The organism is Marinomonas balearica (genome assembly GCF_004362145.1).
GTDB classification, from domain to species: Bacteria; Pseudomonadota; Gammaproteobacteria; order Pseudomonadales; family Marinomonadaceae; genus Marinomonas; species Marinomonas balearica.
Map to the genome: position 1 here is coordinate 43839 of NZ_SNXC01000012.1, position 23032 is coordinate 66870.

The following is a 23032-nucleotide window of genomic DNA, read 5'->3' on the forward strand; positions in this document are numbered from 1 at the left end:
ATCGATATTGGAATTGTGTGCATATTAATCAGGTTATATACAGGGTTTTCAACAATTCGTCTTTTTGACACTTCCCTTCTTGCTGTGGACAAATTTTAGAATTCAAATAAACAGAGGGTTACTAAATATAAGTACATCAAAAGAGCCGAAACTATTTCGCCGAATTATCTAATAAGATGTACAAGAGAAACCTATACAACGTTAAAGACACAACTATAGGCATTACGAAAAGATCGAGGCTATCAACTTCTTCGGGAGAAGTTAGAGTAGAAAGTAGAGCAGGTTTTTTAGATATAAAAAAACCGGACATAAGTCCGGTTTTTTGCTATTTCGAGAGCTGATTACTCAGCGTCTGCAGCTTCTGTAGCTGGTCGATCAACCAATTCTACGTAAGCCATTGGCGCATTGTCTCCAGCGCGGAAACCGCACTTAAGGATACGTACGTAACCGCCTGGACGGTTTTGGTAACGTGGACCTAGTTCTGAGAACAATTTACCAACTGCATCTTTGCTACGAGTACGAGCAAATGCAAGGCGACGATTCGCAACGGAATCTTCTTTCGCCAATGTGATTAGTGGCTCAGCAACGCGACGAAGTTCTTTGGCTTTCGGCAACGTAGTCTTAATAACTTCGTGCTCGAATAAAGAAGCAGCCATATTTTTGAACATCGCTTTACGATGAGAGCTAGTACGGTTTAAGTGACGTCCACTCTTACGATGACGCATTTTTAATTCCTTACCAAACTACGGTGGTCAGGGAACAATGATCTAGCGAGCTAGTACCTTGCTATCGTCTTTTAGACTAGCCGGTGGCCAGTTTTCTAGACGCATTCCCAAAGACAAACCACGCTGTGCTAAAACATCTTTAATTTCGGTTAACGACTTCTTACCCAAGTTAGGCGTCTTAAGAAGCTCAACTTCAGTACGTTGGATTAGGTCACCGATATAGTAAATATTTTCTGCCTTCAGACAGTTAGCACTGCGAACAGTTAACTCAAGATCATCAACCGGGCGTAGCAAAATCGGATCAATTTCATCCTCTTCTTCTTCAACAACTGCTTCGCTTTCGCTTTCAAGCGCTACGAAGACAGCAATTTGCTGTTGAAGAATAGTCGCTGCACGACGAATTGCTTCTTCAGGGTCGATAGTACCATTAGACTCGATGTCTAGGACAAGCTTATCCAAATCAGTACGCTGCTCAACACGAGCATTATCAACACTGTAAGCCACACGGCGAACAGGACTGAAAGAGGCATCCAGTTGCAAACGACCAATTGGACGAGTCTCATCGTCGCTGGCAACACGAGCGTCAGCAGGCTCATAACCACGACCACGAGCGACTTTGATCTGCATGTTTAATTCTGCAGTGTCATCTAAGTGCGCTATAACATGATCTGGGTTAGAAATTTCAGAGTCCGTTACCAACTGAATATCACCAGCGGTTACGACACCTGGGCCTTTTTTACTCAAAGTCAGAGTTGCTTCATCTTGCCCGTGTAGAGCGATCGCAACTCCTTTAAGGTTAAGAAGAATTTCAATTACGTCTTCTTTTACCCCTTCAATCGCACTGTATTCATGCAATACGCTGTCGATTTCAACTTCGACAATTGCACAACCAGGCATTGAAGACAGCAGTATACGGCGTAACGCGTTACCTAAAGTATGACCAAAACCACGTTCTAATGGTTGTAGAGTCACTTTAGCGCGAGTACTGCTAATTTCCTGTACTTCAATGTTGCGTGGGGTTAACAATTCGCTCACTGAACGCTGCATAGATCCACCTATTTCATTATCCTAATCGTCAATTAACTATTACTTAGAGTAAAGTTCGACGATTAGGTTCTCATTAATTTCAGCTGACAAATCGGCACGCTCTGGAGCAGCTTTAAAAGTTGCTTCCAATTTAGTAGCGTCTACTTCAATCCAATGGATAGAAGTACGATTTTTAGATAGCTCTAGTGCGTTTTGAATACGCAACTGCTTCTTAGCTTTTTCACGGATAGACACAACATCACCAGCTTTAACTTGGTAAGATGCAACGTTAACCGTTTCGCCGTTTACTAGAATGCCTTTGTGGCCAACTAGTTGACGAGCTTCCGCACGTGTAGAACCAAAACCTGCACGGTATACAACGTTATCTAGACGAGATTCTAGAAGTTGTAGAAGGTTCTCACCTGTCGCACCTTTAATGCGAGCAGCGTGCTTGTAGTAATTACGGAATTGCTTTTCCAATACGCCGTATGTACGACGAACTTTTTGCTTCTCACGAAGTTGAAGGCCGTAATCAGATAGACGACCGCGACGTGCACCGTGCACACCAGGAACCGTTTCTGCTTTACATTTTGATTCAAGAGCGCGAGCGCCACTCTTAAGAAGCAAATCTGTGCCTTCACGACGAGACAGCTTACAAGTTGGACCTAAATAACGAGCCATGTGTCTGTCTCCTCTTAAACGCGACGTTTCTTAGGCGGACGGCAACCATTGTGTGGAATTGGCGTCACGTCTGTGATGTTGTTAATGCGCAGACCTAATGCATTTAATGCACGTACTGCGGACTCACGACCAGGACCAGGGCCCTTGATCAGTACGTCTACGTTTTTAAGACCGAACTCTTGAGCAACTGCTCCAGCTCGTTCTGCCGCAACCTGAGCTGCGAATGGTGTACTCTTACGAGAACCACGGAAGCCTGATCCACCTGCAGTAGCCCATGATAGAGCGTTACCTTGGCGGTCAGTAATAGTCACGATCGTGTTGTTAAACGACGCGTGTACATGAGCAACACCGTCGACAACCGTCTTTTTGACTTTCTTCTTGGTGCTGCGCGCTGCTGGCTTAGCCATATTGCACTTTCCTATCTAATGCTCAGCTCTAACCCTATCTCTAGTTAGAGCGAAACGCGTTAATATTACTTACGAATTGGCTTACGAGGGCCTTTTCGTGTACGAGCGTTCGTTTTGGTACGTTGACCACGAACTGGTAAGCTGCGGCGGTGACGGATACCACGGTTACAGCCTAGATCCATCAAACGTTTGATAGACATACTGACTTCGCGGCGTAGATCACCTTCTACCGTGTACTTAGCAACTTCGCCACGTAGCTGGTCAAGAACTTCATCACTCAAAGAACCGATTTTCGCAGTCTCAGCAACGCCAGTTGCTGCACAAATCGAGCGAGAACGAGTGCGACCAATTCCGAAGATGTAAGTCAGAGAAATGACCGCATGTTTATTGTCAGGAATATTGACACCGGCTATACGAGCCATTCACTTTACTCCGTTGTTATGGATGACTAAATCATCACTTTGCTTTTACAAGGGCGGCAGATTATGCCGAATTCTCGGACAAAAATCAACCACCCGATCCCATCATCGAGTAATTACTCAATTAACCTTGACGCTGTTTGTGACGAGGCTCGGCTTTACAAATTACTCGAACTGAACCGTTACGACGAACGACTTTACAGTTACGACAGATTTTTTTTACAGATGCACGTACTTTCATGTTCAACTCCAACCTATGCTTAACGCATTAGGCCATTTGGACCATAACCAGTCAGATTAGACTTTTTCATTAATGACTCGTACTGATGACTCATTAAGTGACTTTGTACTTGGGACATAAAGTCCATTACAACAACTACGACGATCAACATTGAAGTACCGCCGAAGTAGAATGGTACATTCCACAAAACTACAAAGAACTGAGGCATAAGCGACACTAGGGTGATGTATAACGCACCAAACAGTGTCAATCGTGTCATTACACCATCGATATATCGAGCTGTATGATCGCCTGGACGAATTCCCGGCAAAAACGCTCCGGATTTCTTTAAGTTATCTGCCACATCTTTAGGGTTGAACACCAGCGCTGTGTAAAAGAAGCAAAAGAATACAATTGCTATCGCAAACAACAGCACATATAGCGGTTGCCCAGGAGCTAGAGCCAACGATACATTTTGCAGCCATTCCATGCCCTCTCCTTGACCAAACCATTGGCCAATAGACGCAGGGAACAACAAAATACTAGAAGCAAAGATAGGGGGAATTACACCCGCCATGTTTACTTTTAGCGGTAAATGACTCTTTTGTGCGGCAAAAACCTTTTTGCCTTGCTGACGTTTCGCGTAATTAACAGTAATACGACGTTGACCGCGCTCGATGAAGACCACGAATGCAACTGTCGCTATTGCTAAAATACCGATCAATAGCAAAGCTAGAATATTTATATCGCCTTGACGAGCCGATTCAAATGACTGCCCTAGAGCAGAAGGAAGGCCTGCAACGATACCGGCGAAGATCAGAATAGAGATACCGTTACCGATACCTTTCTCCGTGACTTGTTCACCTAACCACATCAAGAACACCGTACCTGCTACCAAAGTCACTACCGCAACTGCGTAGAACTCGATACCAGAGCTGAACGAGATACCCTGACTTGCTAGACCCACTGCCATTGAAGCAGATTGGACTAACGCGAGAAGTACCGTTCCGTAACGTGTATATTGAGTGATTTTACGGCGTCCTGCCTCACCTTCTTTCTTAAGTTGCTCTAGCTGCGGACTCACTACTGTAAGTAACTGCATAATGATCGAGGCAGAAATATACGGCAGTATACCTAGAGCAAAAATACTCATTCTCTCTAGTGCGCCACCTGAGAATACGTTAAACAAACTCAGAATTGTGCCTTCATTTTGATCAAACAATGCAGACAGCCTGTCAGGGTTAATACCTGGAACAGGGATATGTGCACCGATACGATATACAATAATCGCTAAAAACACGAAACGGATGCGAGACCAAAGTTCGCTTAATCCGCTTTGCATTCCAGCTGGTAGTGAGCCACGCTTTGCCATTTATTCCTCGACTTTTCCGCCAGCTGCTTCGATAGCAGCGCGTGCACCTTTAGTCACTTTAAGACCACGAACAGTTACCGCTTTGTCAATTGAACCTGACAAAATAACGCGTGCTGTTTTGATCTGATGACCAATGATGTCTGCGCCTTTAAGAGCAGCCAAATCTACAACTTCAGCATTTACTGCTGCTAGCTCATTCAAACGAACTTCAGCAACATACTTAGCCTGACGTGATGTGAAACCGAATTTTGGCAGACGACGCTGCAAAGGCATTTGACCACCTTCAAAACCAGGTTTAACTGAGCCACCAGAGCGAGATTTAAGACCTTTATGGCCTCGTCCGCCTGTTTTGCCCAAGCCGCTACCGATACCGCGACCAACACGTTTAGGAGCATGCTTGCTACCTTCGCCAGGACGAATGGTATTTAGGAACATGTTATTCTCCTACTACTTTAACCATGTAATAAACTTTATTAACCATACCACGCACTGCTGGAGTATCCTCTAGCTCGCGGCATTGGCCAACTTTCTTAAGACCCAAGCCTTTAACTGTTTCACGGTGCTTTGGAAGACGACCGATCGGGCTGCGGGTCAATTGTACTGTGATGGTATTATTAGCCATGCCAGATTACCCCAAAATTTGATCGACAGACTTGCCGCGCTTAGCCGCAACCTGCTCAGGTGCTTTCATATCCTGCAAACCTTTGATCGTTGCGCGAACAACGTTTACTGGGTTTGTAGAACCGTAACATTTTGCCAATACGTTGTGTACGCCAGCGATTTCAAGAACCGCACGCATAGCACCACCGGCAATTACACCAGTACCTTGAGAAGCAGGCTGCATGTAAACTTTTGAAGCGCCATGTGCTGCTTTTACTGGGTATTGTAAAGTATCACCGTCAAGTTTAACGGAAACCATGTTACGACGAGCTTGTTCCATTGCTTTTTGAATAGCTTGAGGAACTTCGCGAGCCTTACCACGACCGAAACCGACTTTACCGTTGCCGTCACCAACTACTGTCAATGCAGTGAAAGAGAAGATACGACCACCCTTCACAACTTTAGCAACACGGTTTACCTGAACTAGCTTCTCTTGTAGATCGCTAGTTTGTTGTTCATTAACTGCCATTTGCTTCCCCTTAGAACTCTAGACCAGCCTCACGAGCAGCGTCAGCTAGAGCTTGAACGCGACCGTGGTATTTGAAGCCTGAACGATCGAAAGCGACCGCAGTAACACCTGCTTCTTTAGCACGCTGAGCAATCAAAGCACCTACTTTAGTAGCAGCATCTTTGTTACCGGTAGCGCCAGAACGTAGGCTTTCGTCCAAAGTAGAAGCGCTTGCTAGCACTTGGCTACCACATGGCGAAATTACCTGTGCATACATGTGACGAGGAGTACGGTGTACAGTAAGACGATTCGCACCTAGGTCACGAATATGCAAACGTGCTTTACGAGCACGACGAATTCGAGATTGTTTCTTAGTGATCATGAATGCTTACCTACTTTTTCTTAGCTTCTTTACGACGAACATGTTCGTCAGCATAGCGTACACCCTTGCCTTTATATGGCTCTGGTGGACGGAAACCGCGAACTTCTGCTGCAACCTGGCCAACGGCTTGTTTATCAATGCCTTTGATCACGATTTCAGTTTGAGAAGTACACTCCGCAGTGATGCCTTCTGGTAGTTCGTAGTCAACTGGGTGAGAGAAACCAAGAGATAGGTTAAGCACTTTGCCTTTAACAGCAGCACGGTAACCAACACCTTGTAGTAATAGTTTCTTCTCAAAACCTTGGCTCACACCAACAACCATGTTGTTTATTAGTGCACGTGTTGTACCAGCTAGAGCACGGCTCTGCTTAGCACCATCACGTGCAGCAAAAGTAAGAACACTCTCTTCTTTTTTAACTTCAACGCTTGCGTGTACGTCTAGCTCCAAAGAACCTTTAGCGCCTTTTACGACGACATTTTGGCCTTTTAAAGCAGCTTCTACACCACTAGGAAGCGTCACGGGACTATTAGCAACTCGAGACATACTAACTCCTAGAATACTGTGCAGATTACTTCGCCGCCAATCCCTGCAGCGCGAGCTGCACGGTCAGTCATCAAACCTTTAGAGGTAGAGATGATTGCAACACCTAAACCTGCTTCTACTTTTGGTAGATTGTTAGATGCTTTGTACTGACGCAAACTTGGGCGAGAAACGCGTTTAATTTCTTCGATAACCGGCTTACCTTCGTAGTATTTCAACTCGATAGTAAGGGTCGGTTTAACACCATCTTCTACAGAGTAGTCTGTGACATACCCTTCTTCTTGTAGAACATTGGCTAATGACACCTTCATTTTTGATGAAGGCATGCTAACAGATGTCTTAGCTGCCATCTGAGCATTACGAATACGAGTGAACATATCCGCAAGTGTATCTTGCATACTCATTTAAGAGCTCCTAAATAAAAAACCATTGTGCAGCAAATAGAGCTCGCGCATAGTACACAGCAGCGAGCGGAATGTCCAGAGTTTTCCGGACACCCCCTCACTGCAATGTATTATGATCGCGCTCTACTTGCTTACCAACTAGCTTTCTTCAAGCCTGGTACGTCGCCACGCATTGCCGCTTCACGAAGCTTGATGCGTGATAGACCGAAGCGACGGTATACACCGTGCGGACGACCTGTTACTTGACAACGATTACGTTGGCGTGAAGAAGATGAGTCACGTGGAAGCGCCTGCAACTTAAGAGTTGCTTCCCATTTCTCATCGTCCGATGCATTAACGTCGCTAATGATCGCTTTTAGAGCAGCACGCTTTTCAGCGTGTTTTGCTACTAACTTGGTACGCTTAGCTTCGCGCTGAACCATTGATACTTTTGCCATGATTCCTACCTCTTATTTCTTGAAAGGGAAACTAAAGGCGGCTAGCAAAGCGCGACCTTCTTCGTCGGTACGAGCTGTTGTTGTGATTGTGATATCAAGACCACGCACACGATCAACTTTATCGTAATCGATTTCTGGGAAGATGATCTGCTCTTTAACACCCATGCTGTAGTTGCCGCGACCGTCGAATGATTTTGGATTCAAACCACGGAAGTCACGGATACGTGGAATCGCAACGTCAACTAGACGATCGAAGAAATCCCACATACGCTCACCACGTAGAGTAACTTTACAACCGATCGGGTAACCGTCACGGATTTTAAAGCCTGCTACTGATTTACGAGCCTTAGTAACTACTACTTTCTGGCCGCTAAGGGCTTGAAGATCATTTACCGCATGTTCAAGAAGTTTCTTGTCTGCGATAGCTTCACCAACACCCATGTTTAACGTAATTTTAGTGATTTTTGGCACTTCCATTACGTTTTTGTAGTCAAACTGTTCAGTCAGTTTAGCTACAACTTGATCTGTATAAACTTGCTTAAGTCTCGCCATGGCTATAATTCTCGCTCTTAGGCGTCGATCGCTTCACTGTTAGATTTGAAAACACGTACTTTAGTACCGTCTTCATTCACTTTAAAGCCGACGCGATCCGCTTTACCAGTAGCAGTATTAAAAATTGCTACGTTAGAAATTTGGATAGGTGCTTCTTTTTCAACGATACCGCCAGTTGTTCCCTTCATAGGGTTTGGCTTCTCATGTTTCTTGATCATGTTGATACCAGAAACAAGAACACGAGTCTCGTCTACTACCTTAACAACTTTGCCGCGCTTGCCTTTATCTTTACCAGCAATTACAACAACTTCGTCGTCACGTTTGATTTTACGCATTATGTCCCCCTCCTCTTACAGCACTTCAGGCGCAAGAGAAACAATTTTCATGAATTGCTCTGTACGCAACTCACGTGTAACAGGGCCAAAGATACGAGTACCAAGAGGCTGCCCTGAAGCGTTCAATAGAACCGCAGAGTTTACATCAAAGCGGATAATAGAACCATCTGGACGACGAACACCTTTCTTAGTTCTAACGACAACTGCGTTTAAAACCTGCCCTTTCTTAACACGACCACGTGGGATCGCTTCTTTTACTGTGACCTTGATGATGTCACCGATAGCAGCATAACGACGATGAGAGCCACCCAGTACTTTAATACACTGAACGCGCTTTGCGCCGCTGTTATCTGCTACATCAAGCATCGATTCCGTTTGAATCATTGCTGCTCTCCAATCAAATTAGATAACGAGTCTCACGAAGTAACAGCTTAAATAGCTGCTACTTTATTAACTACCTGAACCAGTTTCCAAGTCTTAGACTTAGAGTAAGGGCGACATTCAACCACCGTTACTGTATCACCGATTTGGCACTCATTGTTCTCATCGTGAGCATGTAGCTTAGTAGAACGACGAATAAACTTACCGTATAAAGGGTGTTTTTCTGTACGTTCAACTAGTACTGTGATGGACTTCTCCATCTTATTGCTTACCACTTTACCAGTAGCAATGCGCGCTTTAGTTTCTGCACTCATTATTAGTTACCTGCCTTATCGTTAAGCACGGTTTTAACACGTGCGATATTGCGGCGAACTTCTGAGAGCAAATGACTTTGCGCTAACTGACCCGTGGCCTTCTGCATACGCAGAGTGAATTGCTCACGTAACAGTTCGATCAACGTCTCTTGTAGCTCAGCTACAGACTTTTCTTGCAGTTCTTTTGCTTTCATCTACATCACCGTACGCGTTACGAAAGTTGTGGACAAAGGAAGCTTAGCTGCGGCTAGTGCGAATGCCTCGCGTGCTAGCTGCTCTGAAACACCCTCAACTTCATAAAGCATTTTACCAGGTTGAATCTGAGCAACCCAGTATTCTACGCTACCCTTACCTTTACCTTGACGAACCTCTAGAGGCTTCTGAGTAATCGGCTTATCAGGGAATACACGAATCCAGATTTTACCACCACGTTTAATGTGACGAGTCATCGCACGACGTGCCGCCTCAATTTGGCGAGCTGTGATACGACCGCGAGCAGTCGATTTCAATCCGTATTCACCAAAGCTAACTTGGTTACCGCGCAATGCCAAACCACGGTTGCGGCCTTTTTGCATTTTGCGGAACTTAGTACGTTTAGGTTGTAACATGACTTACTACCCCTTACTTAGACTTCTTCTTTTGTGCGCCTTTATCAGCACGCACTTGTTCAATACCGCCCAAGATTTCGCCTTTGAAGATCCACACTTTAACACCGATAATACCGTATGTAGTGCTTGCTTCATAAGTAGCGTAGTCAATGTCAGCGCGTAGAGTGTGTAGAGGCACACGACCTTCGCGGTACCATTCTGCACGTGCGATTTCTGCACCGCCCAGACGACCACTTACCTGAACCTTGATACCTTTCGCGCCAGCACGCATTGCATTTTGTACCGCACGCTTCATAGCGCGACGGAACATAACACGACGTTCAAGCTGACCAGCGATATTCTGAGCAACAAGCTTAGAATCAAGTTCTGGTTTACGAATTTCTTCGATGTTGATGTGAACAGGCACGCCCATCATCTTGGAAACTGCATTACGTAGTTTCTCAACATCTTCACCCTTCTTACCAATCACAATACCCGGACGAGCAGTGTGAATAGTAATACGAGCAGTTTGTGCAGGACGCTGGATCTCGATGCGAGAAACAGATGCCTGAACTAATTTCTCTTCTAGGTACTCACGAACCTGAAGATCGTTTAGTAGTAGCTTAGAGTAGTTTTGATTGTTCGCATACCAAGTAGAAGTATGGTCTTTAACTATCCCTAGGCGAATTCCAGTTGGATGAACCTTCTGACCCATTGGGTTTCTCCTAATTAGTCAGCGACTTTAACTGTAATGTGGCAACCGCGTTTCAAAATACGATCAGCACGGCCTTTAGCACGTGGCTTAATACGTTTCAAAGTCATAGCTTCGTCAACGTAAACCGTAGATACACGCAAGTCATCGATATCTGCGCCTTCGTTATGCTCAGCATTAGCTACAGCAGACTCTAGCACTTTCTTAACAATCGCTGCCGCTTTCTTAGGACTGAACGCCAAAATGTTCAGTGCATCGCTTACAGACTTGCCGCGAATTTGATCTGCAACCAAACGGGCCTTCTGTGCTGAGAGGCGAGCACCTTTCAATGAAGCACTTACTTCACTCATGATTATACCCCTTATTTACCGTTTGGCCTTCTTGTCCGCAGCATGACCCTTGTACGTACGGGTCGGAGCGAACTCACCCAATTTATGACCGACCATGTCTTCAGTTACTAGAACTGGGACATGCTGGCGACCATTATGGACAGCGATAGTCAACCCAACAAATTCTGGGAAGATAGTAGAACGACGAGACCAAGTTTTGATTGGTCGACGGTCGCTTTTCTCTACCGCAGCCTCTACCTTTTTCAACAAATGAAGGTCGATAAAAGGACCTTTTTTTAGTGAACGTGGCACAGTCGTTTCCTCTTATTACTTAGTACGACGACGTACAATAAGTTTATCAGTACGCTTGTTCTTGCGTGTTTTGTACCCTTTAGTAGGCACACCCCATGGTGTTACTGGATGACGGCCACCAGATGAACGGCCTTCACCACCACCGTGTGGGTGGTCAACCGGGTTCATTGCTGCACCGCGTACAGTTGGACGAACACCACGCCAGCGCTTAGCACCAGCCTTACCAAGAACACGTAAACTGTGCTCAGAGTTAGACACTTCACCAAGAGTTGCACGACATTCAGTCAACACTTTACGCATTTCGCCAGAGCGAAGACGTAGAGTTACGTAACGACCTTCACGAGCAACTAGTTGAGCTGAAGCACCAGCAGAACGTGCAATTTGTGCACCTTTGCCTGGTTTCAATTCAACACAGTGAACCACACTACCTACAGGAATATTTTGCAATGGCAAAGTATTACCTGGCTTGATAGGGGCATCTGAACCACTAGAAACAACAGTACCAGCCGCCATACCTTTGGAAGCGATAATGTAACGACGCTCACCATCAGCATATTTAACTAGTGCAATATTTGCAGAACGGTTTGGATCATATTCCAAACGCTCAACTACCGCTGTGATTCCATCTTTGTTACGACGGAAATCGATCATACGGTAATGCTGCTTATGACCACCACCTACGTGACGAGTAGTGATGCGTCCGTTGTTGTTACGACCACCTGATTTGCTTTTTTTGTCTAGCAAAGGAGCGTAAGGTGCGCCTTTGTGCAAATCGTTGTTTACAACTTTAACAACGTGACGACGGCCTGCAGATGTTGGCTTACTTTTTACAACAGCCATTGACCTATCTCCCCTTATTCAGCGCCCATGAAGTCGATTTCTTGACCTTCAGCCAAACGAACGTATGCTTTTTTCACATCGTTACGCTTACCTAGGCCACGAACCGTACGCTTAGTTTTACCTTTTTGGTTCAACGTGCGAACAGATTCTACTTTCACTTCAAACAACGCTTCGATTGCTTGTTTAATTTCAGGTTTTGTAGCATCACCAGTAACTCGAAAAACGTACTGACCGTTACCTTCGGCAACGATTGTCGCTTTTTCAGAGATGTGTGGACCTAACAAAACTTTATAAATGCGTTCGCCGATCATGCTAGTGCCTCCTCAACTTGTTTCAGAGCACCAACTGTCACCAACACTTTGTCGTATGCAATCAAGCTAACAGGATCGATAGACGCAGCGTCGCACACGCCTACATTCGGAATGTTACGCGCAGCTAAAAACAGGTTGTCATCTAAATCATGAGAAACAAACAACGCGTTTTCTACATTCAACTCTGCCATTTTTGCTTTGAAAAGCTTAGTTTTCGGAGCTTCAATTTTAAGCTCTTCAACTACAACAAGACGGTCTTTACGAACAAGTTCAGACCAGATGGTGCGCAATGCTGCACGATACATCTTCTTGTTTACTTTCTGAGTGTGGTCTTGTGGTTTAGCAGCGAATGTTACGCCACCAGAACGCCATAGAGGACTACGAATAGTACCTGCACGAGCGCGACCAGAACCTTTTTGTTTCCAAGGTTTACGACCACCGCCAGCTACTTCAGAGCGAGTTTTTTGAGCTCGTGTACCCTGACGAGCACCAGCCAAGTATGCTGTAACAACTTGGTGTACCAATGCTTCGTTGTATTCACGAGCGAAGGTTACATCAGAAACTTCAACCGTTCCCTCTGCACCTGTCAAATTCAAGTTCATTGTCTACCTCTCTTAGCGTGCTTTAACAGCTGGTTGAAGAACAACATCACCGTTAGTAGCGCCAGGAACCGCACCTTTTACAAGGATAAGGTTACGCTCTGCATCTACACGAACAACTTCTAGAGATTGTGTAGTTACTTGAGCTGCGCCCATGTGACCTGCCATTCTTTTGCCTTTCCAAACACGACCAGGTGTTTGACATTGGCCAATAGAACCAGGAGCACGGTGAGACAATGAGTTACCGTGTGTCGCATCTTGCGTACGGAAATTGTGACGTTTAACGGCACCTTGGAAGCCTTTACCTTTAGATTGACCAATTACGTCAACTACGGCTACAGACTCGAAATCAGCAACTGTTAGTTCATCACCAACATTGATTTCTTTTTCGCCACCTGACAGGCGGAACTCCCATAAACCACGACCCGCTTCAACATTCGCTTTTGCAAAGTGACCTGCAGCTGCTTTGTTTACACGATTTGCACGGCGCTCACCAACAGTTACTTGAACAGCGCTATAGCCGTCAGTGTCTGTAGTTTTAACCTGCGTTACGCGGTTCGGTTCAACCTCGATGACGGTTACTGGCACGGATACACCATCTTCATTGAAGATACGTGTCATTCCGGCTTTGCGTCCGACTAATTGAATAGCCATTTTTTACCTCGTTTGCCAGTTGTGTACGGGGCTATCACCCGCTACGGCTGACCATTCCAGGCCATTCCACTAATGTGCTTAGGCCAACTGATTACCAGCTGGTTATCGCACCCCTAAATCTTTGAGAATTAACCCAAAGAAATTTGTACTTCCACGCCTGCCGCAAGATCTAGCTTCATTAGAGCGTCAACAGTTTTTTCTGTTGGCTCAACGATATCTAGAACACGTTTGTGTGTGCGGATTTCGTATTGATCACGTGCATCTTTGTTTACGTGAGGAGAAATCAACACTGTATAACGTTCTTTGCGAGTAGGAAGCGGAATAGGACCACGTACCTGAGCGCCAGTGCGCTTAGCAGTGTCCACAATCTCTTGCGTTGAAGCATCAATCAGACGGTGATCAAATGCTTTCAAACGAATACGGATTTTTTGGCTTTGCATTTCCAACTCCAAATACAATGTTTTGAGCGACTCAAACTGTATACTTTTTGAGCCACCATCCTTTTTTAAGGACGGCGAATTCTAGCCACTATGAAATTGGTTGTCAAGTAACCAACTTTACAAAGCTAAAAATTAGGTCAAAAAACAAAAAGGGCTGCTCGATATATCGAGCAGCCCTTTTTAGCTAGTTAAATAAAAGATTCTAAGAATCGATTACTTAAGTACTTTAGCTACAACACCAGCACCTACAGTACGGCCACCTTCACGGATCGCAAAACGAAGACCTTCGTCCATTGCGATTGGGTGAATTAGAGTAACAGTCATCTGGATGTTATCACCAGGCATAACCATTTCAACGCCTTCAGGAAGCTCACAAGCACCTGTTACGTCTGTAGTACGGAAGTAGAACTGTGGACGGTAACCTTTGAAGAATGGAGTGTGACGACCACCTTCATCTTTACCTAGCACGTATACTTCTGCTTCGAACTCAGTGTGAGGATTGATAGAACCTGGAGCAGACAATACTTGACCACGTTGAACTTCATCACGCTTAGTACCACGTAGAAGTGCACCAATGTTCTCACCAGCACGACCTTCGTCAAGAAGCTTACGGAACATCTCAACACCAGTACAAGTAGATTTAGTAGTATCTTTGATACCTACGATTTCTACTTCGTCACCAGTATTGATGATACCGCGCTCAACACGACCAGTAACAACAGTACCACGACCCTGGATAGAGAATACGTCCTCGATAGGCATGATGAATGCACCATCGATAGCACGCTCTGGCTCAGGGATGTAAGAGTCTAGAGTTTCAACTAGAGTCTTAACAGCAGTTGTACCCATTTCGTTGTCATCTTCGCCATTCAACGCCATTAGAGCAGAACCTGGGATGATTGGAGTGTCATCACCTGGGAAGTCATACTCAGATAGAAGATCACGCAATTCCATTTCTACCAACTCAAGCATTTCTGCGTATTCTTCAGAGTCAGCACCGCCACAGTCTTCAGCAAGAAGGTCTGCTTTGTTTAGGAATACTACGATGTATGGTACACCTACTTGACGAGAAAGAAGGATGTGCTCACGAGTCTGAGGCATAGGGCCGTCAGTCGCACCACATACTAGGATCGCGCCGTCCATTTGAGCAGCACCAGTGATCATGTTTTTAACATAGTCAGCGTGCCCAGGGCAGTCTACGTGTGCGTAGTGACGTTCTGTAGAATCATACTCAACGTGAGACGTTGCGATTGTGATACCACGCTCACGCTCTTCAGGAGCGTTATCGATACCGTCAAATGCAACAGCTTCGCCACCGAATACTTCTGCACATACGCGAGTTAGAGCTGCGGTTAGAGTAGTTTTACCGTGGTCAACGTGACCGATTGTACCAACGTTAACGTGTGGTTTACTACGTTCGAACTTTTCTTTTGCCATGATACAAACACCTTAAATATTAGTAAGTATGATGATTAATTTTCATATTTGATGATCGCGTCTGCCACACTAGCTGGCGCTTCAGCGTACTTTAGGAATTCCATTGCATAACTTGCACGACCTTGCGACAAGCTACGCACATCAGTTGCATATCCGAACATTTCACCTAATGGCACTTCTGCTCGAATAATTTTCCCTGATGAGGAATCGTCCATTCCCTGAACAAGACCACGACGACGATTCAGGTCTCCCATTACGTCCCCCATGTACTCTTCAGGAGTTACAACTTCTACCTTCATTACTGGTTCAAGTACACAAGGGTTGGCATCCGCCGCACCCTTCTTCAAACCTTGAGAAGCTGCAATTTTAAAGGCCATTTCGTTAGAGTCAACATCATGGTAGGAACCATCAAACAGTATCACCTTAAGACCCAATAAAGGGTATCCTGCGACAACACCGTTTTTCATTTGCTCTGCGATGCCTTTCTCTACTGCTGGTATATATTCCTTAGGAATAACACCACCAACAATCTCGTTAACAAACTCAAGACCTTCATCATCTGAAGGAATCAGTTTCATAACAACGTGGCCATATTGTCCACGACCACCAGATTGACGCACAAATTTGTGGTTAACTTCCACTTCTTTGCGAATTTTTTCCCGGTAAGAAACTTGAGGATTACCAATGTTAGCCTCAACTTTAAACTCACGACGCATACGATCAACAATAATGTCGAGATGCAATTCGCCCATACCGGATATAATTGTTTGACCTGTCTCTTCATGCGTTTCCACCCTGAAAGACGGATCTTCTTGCGCCAGTTTACCCAGCGCAATACCCATTTTTTCTTGATCCGCTTGAGAACGAGGCTCAACCGCAACAGAAATAACAGGCTCTGGAAACTCCATGCGCTCTAACACAACAACATTTTTCTGATCACAAAGCGTGTCACCGGTCGTCACATCTTTCATGCCGATCAACGCAGCAATATCTCCTGCGCGGACTTCTTTGATCTCTTGTCTATCGTTAGAGTGCATTTGCACCATACGACCTACTCGTTCACGCTTCTGTTTCACGGAATTGTAGACCGCATCTCCGGAGCTCAATACGCCGGAGTATACTCGTACGAAAGTCAAAGACCCAACAAAAGGATCTGTTGCAATCTTAAAGGCTAAGGAAGCAAATGGAGCTTCGTCGTCAGCTTCTCGGCTAACAACAGTTTCACTATCTTCCTCAGTACCCTCAATCGCTTTCACTTCCAGTGGTGAAGGCATGTACTCAACAACAGCATCAAGCACAGCTTGAACGCCTTTGTTTTTGAATGCAGAACCACAAGTTACGAGCACCAATTCATTTGCCAAAGTACGCTGACGCAAGCCAGCTTTGATTTCCTCTACAGATAAATCACCTTCTTCAAGGTACTTATCCATGAGTTCTTCATTCGCTTCAGCCGCAGCCTCGAGCATTTGCTCGCGCCACGTTTGAGCCTCTTCAACCAATTCCGCTGGAATTTCTTCCAACTCATAGGTCATGCCCTGATCCGACTCATTCCACATAATTGCTTTCATGAGTACAAGATCAACAACACCTTTAAAACCTTCTTCGGTACCAATGTTGATTTGAATTGGAACAGCATTCGCATTTAAGCGATCTTTCATCTGCTCCACAACACTGAAGAAGTCGGCTCCAGTACGGTCCATTTTGTTAACAAACACCATACGAGGAACCTCGTACTTGTTTGCTTGACGCCATACTGTTTCAGTTTGAGGCTGAACACCCGAAGAGCCACAAAGAACCACGACGGCACCGTCCAACACACGTAATGAACGCTCCACTTCGATAGTGAAGTCTACGTGTCCTGGCGTATCAATAATATTGATTCGGTGCTGATCAAACTGCTGACTCATACCACTCCAGAAGCAAGTCGTTGCCGCTGAAGTGATAGTGATACCGCGCTCCTGTTCCTGCTCCATCCAATCCATAGTAGCTGCACCATCGTGCACCTCACCAATTTTATGAGATAGACCAGTATAAAAAAGAACGCGCTCAGTTGTAGTCGTTTTTCCAGCATCAACGTGTGCACAAATACCGATATTACGATAGCGGTTGATGGGAGTTTTACGTGCCACTTTGTTTGTCTCTCCGGACGATTAGAATCGGTAGTGCGAGAATGCTTTGTTAGCTTCTGCCATGCGATGAACGTCTTCACGTTTCTTAACAGCAGAACCTTTGTTCTCAGCAGCATCTAGAATTTCGCCAGCAAGACGTAAAGCCATGGATTTTTCACCACGCTTACGAGAAGCGTCTACCAACCAACGCATAGAAAGAGCTGCGCGGCGAGCTGGACGAACCTCTACAGGTACTTGATAAGTCGCACCACCCACACGGCGAGACTTAACCTCTACCATTGGCTGGATTGATTCTAGGGCTTTTTCGAAGACCGACATTGGATCTTCAGTTTTTGAGCGTGTTGCAACAGTGTCTAGCGCTTTGTAAACAATGCTTTCTGCTACAGATTTCTTGCCACTAACCATTACATGGTTGATGAATTTAGCAAGAAGTTGACTTCCGTGCTTAGGATCTGGAAGTACTTCACGCTTCGCGACGACGCGTCTTCTAGGCATGTCTATGTCCTCTTCAGGTTAGCCCGAGACAAACTATATAATCTGCTCGGCCTTACTTTAATAAAATTATGTTTCTAAACGATGAAATAAATTTAAGTTAAGAACTTAAACTTACTTAGGACGTTTAGTACCGTACTTAGAACGGCCCTGTTTACGATTTTGTACGCCTGAAGTATCCAAGCTACCACGAACTGTGTGATAACGAACACCTGGAAGGTCTTTTACACGACCGCCACGAATCAGCACTACGCTGTGTTCTTGCAGGTTGTGACCTTCACCACCGATGTAGGAAGTTACTTCAAAGCCGTTCGTCAAGCGAACACGACATACTTTACGCAAAGCCGAGTTAGGCTTTTTAGGCGTAGTAGTGTATACACGTGTGCAGACGCCGCGGCGTTGCGGACAAGCTTGTAACGCAGGTACGTCACTTTTTGCCACTTTACGTTTACGTGGTTTACGAACCAACTGGTTAACGGTTGCCATTATACAAGCTCCACAAATCCAATACTTATGGCGGATATCGCCAAAATTAAGGAGGCGCAAGTGTAATTTGCGCCTATAAAACAGTCAATAGGGAGGCGACTAAAAAATCACCTCCCTTTGCCTAAATCAGCAAATTTAGTCTTTTAGAGCGGCACTTAGTGCTTCTTCGACATCAGAAGCACTAACAGTAGCACTTCCTTCTTTCGCTGCTTGCGCAAGTTCTTTCTTATTCTTGCGCTCGCTGTGGTATGCCAAACCTGTACCCGCTGGGATTAGGCGACCTACTACAACGTTTTCTTTCAGACCACGTAAGTGGTCTTTCTTACCGGTTACCGCACCCTCGGTCAATACACGAGTCGTCTCTTGGAACGACGCTGCAGAGATGAAGGATTCGGTTGCCAAAGAAGCTTTCGTGATACCAAGTAGCACACGCTCAAATTTCGATGGGAACTTACCTTCTGCTTCTGCAGCTTCGTTCGCATCCAACAATTGAGTGTATTCAATTTGGTCACCTTGGATAAGATCGGTATCACCGGCCTCACCCACATCCACTTTACGCAGCATCTGACGAACGATAACTTCAATGTGCTTATCGTTAATCACAACACCTTGTAGGCGGTAAACTTCTTGAATCTCCATAGTGATGTAGTCAGCTAGAGGCTCTACACCTTTAAGACGTAAAATATCATGTGGATTTAAAGGACCATCCGCAATAATTTCACCCTTAGCTACTTCCTCACCATCAAAGATGTTGATTTGACGCCATTTTGGAATCAGAGTTTCAATTGGGTCGCTGCCGTCTTGAGGATTGATAACCAAACGAATCTTACCTTTCGTTTCCTTACCAAAACTAACAACACCCGTTGCTTCCGCCATAATAGCTGGATCTTTCGGACGACGAGCTTCAAACAAGTCAGCCACTCGTGGCAGACCACCCGTGATATCCTTGTTACCCTGCGATTCTTGAGGAATACGCGCTAAGACTTCACCAGACTTGATAGTTGCACCATGATCCAAGCTTAACAAAGCTTTCTCTGGCAACATGTATTGAACTGGAGAATCGGTTCCCGGAATCATTACCGGATTACCGGCTTCATCTACAACCGCAATGATAGGTCGTAAATCTTTGCCCGCTGAAGGACGATCCCTCATTTCCAATACTTCAATCGTAGTTAAGCCCGTCATTTCGTCAGATTGGCGACGAATAGTAACGTTCTCTTCCATACCAGAGAACTCAAGGCGACCTTGTGTCTCAGATACGATTGGGTGTGTATGAGGATCCCAGTTAGCTACGACTTGACCCGCAGTCACTGAATCACCTTCAACCACACTTAGTACAGCACCATAAGGAAGCTTATAACGCTCTTTCTCACGACCCGCCTCATCAGCAATTGCCAATTCAGAAGAACGAGAAGCCACAACCAATTGGCCGTTTTCACGTTCAATACTCTTCATTTTATGGAAACGAACAGTACCAGCACTCTTCACTTGAACACTGTCTACAGCAGACGCTCGAGATGCCGCACCACCGATGTGGAACGTACGCATTGTCAGCTGTGTACCAGGCTCACCGATTGACTGTGCAGCCACAACACCAATCGCTTCACCAATATTAACCAAATGTCCACGCGCCAAATCACGACCGTAACACTTGCCACACACACCGTGTTTAGTATCACATGTGATAACAGAGCGAACGATCATTTCGTCGACACCCGCAGACTCGATTGTGCGAATATGATGCTCATCAATCAAAGTACCTGCAGCAAGAACAAGCTCACCTTTGGTATCCATTACATCTTGAGCAACGACACGACCCAATACACGCTGACCTAGAGGAACAACTACATCGCCCCCTTCAATCATGGCATTTACGGTAATACCGTCTGTAGAACCACAATCAACTTCTGTTATTACCAAATCTTGTGCCACGTCAACTAGACGACGCGTTAGGTAACCAGAGTTTGCTGTTTTCAGTGCCGTATCGGCAAGACCCTTACGAGCACCGTGAGTCGAGGTAAAGTACTGAAGTACCGATAGACCTTCACGGAAGTTCGCAGTGATCGGTGTCTCGATGATCGATCCATCCGGTTTCGCCATCAAACCACGCATACCGCCTAGCTGACGCATCTGAGCGACACTACCACGGGCACCGGAGTCTGCCATCATGTAAACCGAGTTAAAAGATTGTTGTTCAACCTCTTCACCCTCTTTGTTTACAACAGTCTCTTTTGCCAAGTTTTTCATCATGGCATCGGTTACGGTTTCGTTTGTACGAGACCAAAGGTCGATCACTTTGTTGTATTTCTCGCCTTGTGTTACAAGACCATCAGCAAATTGATACTCAACCTCTTTAACTTCTTCTTCCGCACGAGAAATTATTTCTGCTTTCTCTGGTGGAATAACGAAATCATCTACACCTACTGACGAACCAGAAGCAGTAGCGTATTGGAAGCCTGTGTACATCAATTGATCAGCAAAGATACATGTTTCTTTTAAGCCAACTTTGCGGTAACACTCGTTGATCAGATTCGAAATTGCTTTCTTCTTCATCGGTTGGTTAACAACTGAGAATGGAAGGCCATCAGGAACAACATCAAACAACAAAGCACGTCCAACGGTTGTATCTGCAATAAAAGTAGAAGGGATTTTCTCACCCTCTAGCGTTGTATCTACTTCGCTTACGCGAACTTTTACTTTAGCGTGCAATTCAACTTGTTTTGCACCATACGCACGGTGAACTTCTTTAATATCAGCGAAGGCCATGCCTTCACCTTTTGCATTGATTTTGTCTCGAGTCATGTAGTAAAGACCCAATACAACGTCTTGAGAAGGAACGATGATTGGCTCACCATTCGCTGGAGACAAGATGTTGTTTGTAGACATCATCAATGCACGTGCTTCTAACTGAGCTTCAATTGTTAGAGGAACGTGTACGGCCATTTGGTCACCGTCAAAGTCAGCGTTATAAGCCGCACACACTAATGGGTGCAACTGAATCGCTTTACCTTCGATAAGCATGGGTTCAAATGCCTGAATACCCAAACGGTGCAATGTAGGTGCACGGTTAAGCATAACTGGGTGTTCGCGGATAACTTCATCCAGGATATCCCAAACTTCCGACGTCTCACGCTCAACCATTTTCTTCGCAGCTTTAATGGTTGTTGCCATACCGCGTAGCTCTAACTTAGAGAAAATGAATGGCTTAAACAATTCAAGCGCCATTTTCTTAGGAAGACCACACTGGTGAAGACGTAAAGATGGACCTACTGTAATTACAGAACGACCAGAGTAGTCTACACGCTTACCAAGCAAGTTCTGACGGAAACGACCTTGCTTACCTTTGATCATGTCAGCCAAAGATTTCAGAGGGCGCTTGTTAGAACCAGTAATCGCACGTCCACGACGACCATTATCAAGCAACGCATCAACAGACTCTTGCAACATACGCTTTTCGTTACGTACGATGATGTCTGGTGCCGCAAGCTCTAGAAGACGCTTCAAACGGTTGTTACGGTTAATAACTCGACGGTACAAATCGTTCAAGTCAGACGTAGCGAAACGTCCACCCTCTAGCGGTACAAGAGGACGAAGATCTGGTGGAAGAACTGGAAGAACTTCAAGCACCATCCACTCTGGATTATTGCCAGAGTTGTGGAACGCTTCGATCAACTTCAAACGCTTAGAAAGCTTCTTAATACGAGTTTCAGAATTGGTAGCATTCAACTCTTCACGCATAGTATTAATTTCTTCAGCCATATCCATGTCGCGTAGCAACATTTGGATCGCTTCAGCACCCATGCGAGCGTCAAATTCATCACCGAATTCTTCTAGTGCTTCAAAGTACTGCTCATCGTTTAACAGCTGACCTTTATCAAGCGTTGTCATGCCTGGGTCAATTACGATGAAAGATTCAAAGTAAAGCACTCGTTCAATATCACGTAACGTCATATCAAGGATAAGACCGATACGAGACGGTAGAGATTTTAGGAACCAAATATGAGCAACTGGAGACGCTAGTTCAATATGTCCCATACGCTCACGGCGCACTTTAGACAGAGCAACTTCAACGCCACACTTCTCACAAATGACACCACGGTGTTTCAAACGTTTGTATTTACCACACAAACATTCATAGTCCTTAATAGGACCAAAGATTTTTGCACAGAACAATCCGTCACGTTCTGGTTTGAACGTACGGTAGTTGATCGTCTCAGGCTTTTTAACTTCGCCGTAAGACCACGAACGAATCATATCTGGAGAAGCCAGACCGATACGAATCGAATCAAACTCGTCAGATTGTCCCTGTGATTTTAGAAGACCTAATAAGTCTTTCATGTATATTCGCCCCACTCGTAAGGCTGGGGAGCCGCGCTCCCCAGCAGGTCAAATGTGATTCG

General features: G+C 45.3%; 33 protein-coding genes. All 33 read right to left on the minus strand.

The window, feature by feature from the left end; translation table 11 throughout:
- Positions 1-341: 341 nt before the first annotated feature.
- The 33 genes from rplQ to rpoC all read right to left on the minus strand — a co-directional run bounded on the left by rplQ (position 342) and on the right by rpoC (position 22970).
- Positions 342-725, minus strand: coding sequence for a 50S ribosomal protein L17 (gene rplQ, locus DFP79_RS09915; RefSeq protein ID WP_133503806.1), 384 nt, complete (start codon positions 723-725; stop codon positions 342-344).
- Between the two features lie 42 nt (positions 726-767).
- Positions 768-1772 carry a DNA-directed RNA polymerase subunit alpha gene (locus DFP79_RS09920; RefSeq protein WP_133503807.1) on the minus strand — a complete coding sequence of 335 codons (1005 nt, stop codon included), beginning with the start codon at positions 1770-1772 and terminating at the stop codon, positions 768-770.
- Positions 1773-1811: 39 nt separating this feature from the next.
- On the minus strand, positions 1812-2432 hold the full coding sequence (gene rpsD / locus DFP79_RS09925) for a 30S ribosomal protein S4 (RefSeq protein ID WP_013659472.1): 621 nt from the start codon (positions 2430-2432) through the stop codon (positions 1812-1814).
- Between the two features lie 14 nt (positions 2433-2446).
- A complete protein-coding gene (rpsK, locus tag DFP79_RS09930) occupies positions 2447-2839 on the minus strand; it encodes a 30S ribosomal protein S11 (protein WP_133503808.1) in 393 nt (130 codons plus the stop codon).
- Between the two features lie 65 nt (positions 2840-2904).
- Entirely contained in the window at positions 2905-3261 is a 357-nt protein-coding gene (gene rpsM, locus DFP79_RS09935) for a 30S ribosomal protein S13 (RefSeq protein WP_133503809.1), read from the minus strand.
- A 121-nt stretch (positions 3262-3382) separates the two neighbouring features.
- The gene (gene rpmJ, locus DFP79_RS09940) at positions 3383-3499 is read right to left on the minus strand and encodes a 50S ribosomal protein L36 (protein ID WP_013659469.1); all 117 of its coding nucleotides are present in this window, start codon (positions 3497-3499) and stop codon (positions 3383-3385) included.
- A gap of 19 nt (positions 3500-3518) precedes the next feature.
- Positions 3519-4850 (minus strand): preprotein translocase subunit SecY, encoded by a 1332-nt coding sequence (gene secY, locus DFP79_RS09945; RefSeq protein WP_133503810.1) that lies wholly within the window; start codon positions 4848-4850, stop codon positions 3519-3521.
- A complete protein-coding gene (gene rplO / locus DFP79_RS09950) occupies positions 4851-5285 on the minus strand; it encodes a 50S ribosomal protein L15 (protein WP_133503811.1) in 435 nt (144 codons plus the stop codon). It abuts the gene before it with no gap.
- Between the two features lies 1 nt (position 5286).
- Complete coding sequence (gene rpmD / locus DFP79_RS09955) at positions 5287-5472, minus strand: 50S ribosomal protein L30 (RefSeq protein ID WP_133503812.1); 186 nt, start codon at positions 5470-5472, stop codon at positions 5287-5289.
- Between the two features lie 6 nt (positions 5473-5478).
- Positions 5479-5979 (minus strand): 30S ribosomal protein S5, encoded by a 501-nt coding sequence (gene rpsE / locus DFP79_RS09960; protein WP_133503813.1) that lies wholly within the window; start codon positions 5977-5979, stop codon positions 5479-5481.
- Positions 5980-5989: 10 nt separating this feature from the next.
- On the minus strand, positions 5990-6340 hold the full coding sequence (rplR, locus tag DFP79_RS09965; protein WP_133503814.1) for a 50S ribosomal protein L18: 351 nt from the start codon (positions 6338-6340) through the stop codon (positions 5990-5992).
- Positions 6341-6350: 10 nt separating this feature from the next.
- Positions 6351-6884 (minus strand): 50S ribosomal protein L6, encoded by a 534-nt coding sequence (gene rplF / locus DFP79_RS09970; protein WP_133503815.1) that lies wholly within the window; start codon positions 6882-6884, stop codon positions 6351-6353.
- Between the two features lie 8 nt (positions 6885-6892).
- On the minus strand, positions 6893-7285 hold the full coding sequence (rpsH, locus tag DFP79_RS09975) for a 30S ribosomal protein S8 (protein WP_133503816.1): 393 nt from the start codon (positions 7283-7285) through the stop codon (positions 6893-6895).
- 131 nt (positions 7286-7416) lie between these two features.
- A complete protein-coding gene (gene rpsN, locus DFP79_RS09980; protein WP_133503817.1) occupies positions 7417-7722 on the minus strand; it encodes a 30S ribosomal protein S14 in 306 nt (101 codons plus the stop codon).
- A gap of 12 nt (positions 7723-7734) precedes the next feature.
- Complete coding sequence (gene rplE, locus DFP79_RS09985; RefSeq protein WP_013659460.1) at positions 7735-8274, minus strand: 50S ribosomal protein L5; 540 nt, start codon at positions 8272-8274, stop codon at positions 7735-7737.
- Positions 8275-8291: 17 nt separating this feature from the next.
- On the minus strand, positions 8292-8609 hold the full coding sequence (gene rplX / locus DFP79_RS09990) for a 50S ribosomal protein L24 (protein ID WP_133503818.1): 318 nt from the start codon (positions 8607-8609) through the stop codon (positions 8292-8294).
- 15 nt (positions 8610-8624) lie between these two features.
- Positions 8625-8993: a 50S ribosomal protein L14 gene (gene rplN / locus DFP79_RS09995; RefSeq protein WP_133503819.1), complete on the minus strand. Its 369-nt coding sequence runs from the start codon at positions 8991-8993 to the stop codon at positions 8625-8627.
- Positions 8994-9040: 47 nt separating this feature from the next.
- A complete protein-coding gene (gene rpsQ / locus DFP79_RS10000; RefSeq protein ID WP_133503820.1) occupies positions 9041-9304 on the minus strand; it encodes a 30S ribosomal protein S17 in 264 nt (87 codons plus the stop codon).
- Between the two features lie 2 nt (positions 9305-9306).
- Positions 9307-9498: a 50S ribosomal protein L29 gene (gene rpmC / locus DFP79_RS10005; RefSeq protein ID WP_013659456.1), complete on the minus strand. Its 192-nt coding sequence runs from the start codon at positions 9496-9498 to the stop codon at positions 9307-9309.
- Positions 9499-9912, minus strand: a complete 414-nt coding sequence (gene rplP, locus DFP79_RS10010) for a 50S ribosomal protein L16 (RefSeq protein ID WP_133503821.1) — start codon at positions 9910-9912, stop codon at positions 9499-9501.
- A gap of 13 nt (positions 9913-9925) precedes the next feature.
- On the minus strand, positions 9926-10606 hold the full coding sequence (gene rpsC, locus DFP79_RS10015) for a 30S ribosomal protein S3 (protein ID WP_133503822.1): 681 nt from the start codon (positions 10604-10606) through the stop codon (positions 9926-9928).
- 14 nt (positions 10607-10620) lie between these two features.
- Positions 10621-10953 (minus strand): 50S ribosomal protein L22, encoded by a 333-nt coding sequence (gene rplV, locus DFP79_RS10020; RefSeq protein WP_133503823.1) that lies wholly within the window; start codon positions 10951-10953, stop codon positions 10621-10623.
- 15 nt (positions 10954-10968) lie between these two features.
- Positions 10969-11244 (minus strand): 30S ribosomal protein S19, encoded by a 276-nt coding sequence (rpsS, locus tag DFP79_RS10025; protein WP_013659452.1) that lies wholly within the window; start codon positions 11242-11244, stop codon positions 10969-10971.
- Between the two features lie 15 nt (positions 11245-11259).
- Positions 11260-12084 (minus strand): 50S ribosomal protein L2, encoded by an 825-nt coding sequence (gene rplB, locus DFP79_RS10030; protein WP_013659451.1) that lies wholly within the window; start codon positions 12082-12084, stop codon positions 11260-11262.
- Between the two features lie 14 nt (positions 12085-12098).
- Complete coding sequence (gene rplW, locus DFP79_RS10035) at positions 12099-12395, minus strand: 50S ribosomal protein L23 (protein WP_013659450.1); 297 nt, start codon at positions 12393-12395, stop codon at positions 12099-12101.
- The gene (gene rplD / locus DFP79_RS10040; RefSeq protein WP_133503824.1) at positions 12392-12997 is read right to left on the minus strand and encodes a 50S ribosomal protein L4; all 606 of its coding nucleotides are present in this window, start codon (positions 12995-12997) and stop codon (positions 12392-12394) included. The genes rplW and rplD overlap by 4 nt, the downstream gene beginning before the upstream one ends.
- A 12-nt stretch (positions 12998-13009) precedes the next feature.
- Positions 13010-13648 (minus strand): 50S ribosomal protein L3, encoded by a 639-nt coding sequence (gene rplC, locus DFP79_RS10045; RefSeq protein ID WP_133503825.1) that lies wholly within the window; start codon positions 13646-13648, stop codon positions 13010-13012.
- 128 nt (positions 13649-13776) lie between these two features.
- Entirely contained in the window at positions 13777-14088 is a 312-nt protein-coding gene (gene rpsJ / locus DFP79_RS10050; RefSeq protein WP_012071937.1) for a 30S ribosomal protein S10, read from the minus strand.
- A 213-nt stretch (positions 14089-14301) separates the two neighbouring features.
- On the minus strand, positions 14302-15525 hold the full coding sequence (gene tuf, locus DFP79_RS10055; protein WP_133503826.1) for an elongation factor Tu: 1224 nt from the start codon (positions 15523-15525) through the stop codon (positions 14302-14304).
- A 35-nt stretch (positions 15526-15560) separates the two neighbouring features.
- On the minus strand, positions 15561-17654 hold the full coding sequence (gene fusA / locus DFP79_RS10060; protein ID WP_133503827.1) for an elongation factor G: 2094 nt from the start codon (positions 17652-17654) through the stop codon (positions 15561-15563).
- A 21-nt stretch (positions 17655-17675) separates the two neighbouring features.
- Complete coding sequence (gene rpsG, locus DFP79_RS10065; RefSeq protein ID WP_133503828.1) at positions 17676-18149, minus strand: 30S ribosomal protein S7; 474 nt, start codon at positions 18147-18149, stop codon at positions 17676-17678.
- Between the two features lie 111 nt (positions 18150-18260).
- Positions 18261-18632, minus strand: a complete 372-nt coding sequence (gene rpsL / locus DFP79_RS10070) for a 30S ribosomal protein S12 (RefSeq protein WP_013659444.1) — start codon at positions 18630-18632, stop codon at positions 18261-18263.
- A gap of 135 nt (positions 18633-18767) precedes the next feature.
- Positions 18768-22970 (minus strand): DNA-directed RNA polymerase subunit beta', encoded by a 4203-nt coding sequence (gene rpoC, locus DFP79_RS10075; protein ID WP_133503829.1) that lies wholly within the window; start codon positions 22968-22970, stop codon positions 18768-18770.
- Positions 22971-23032: the final 62 nt, after the last annotated feature.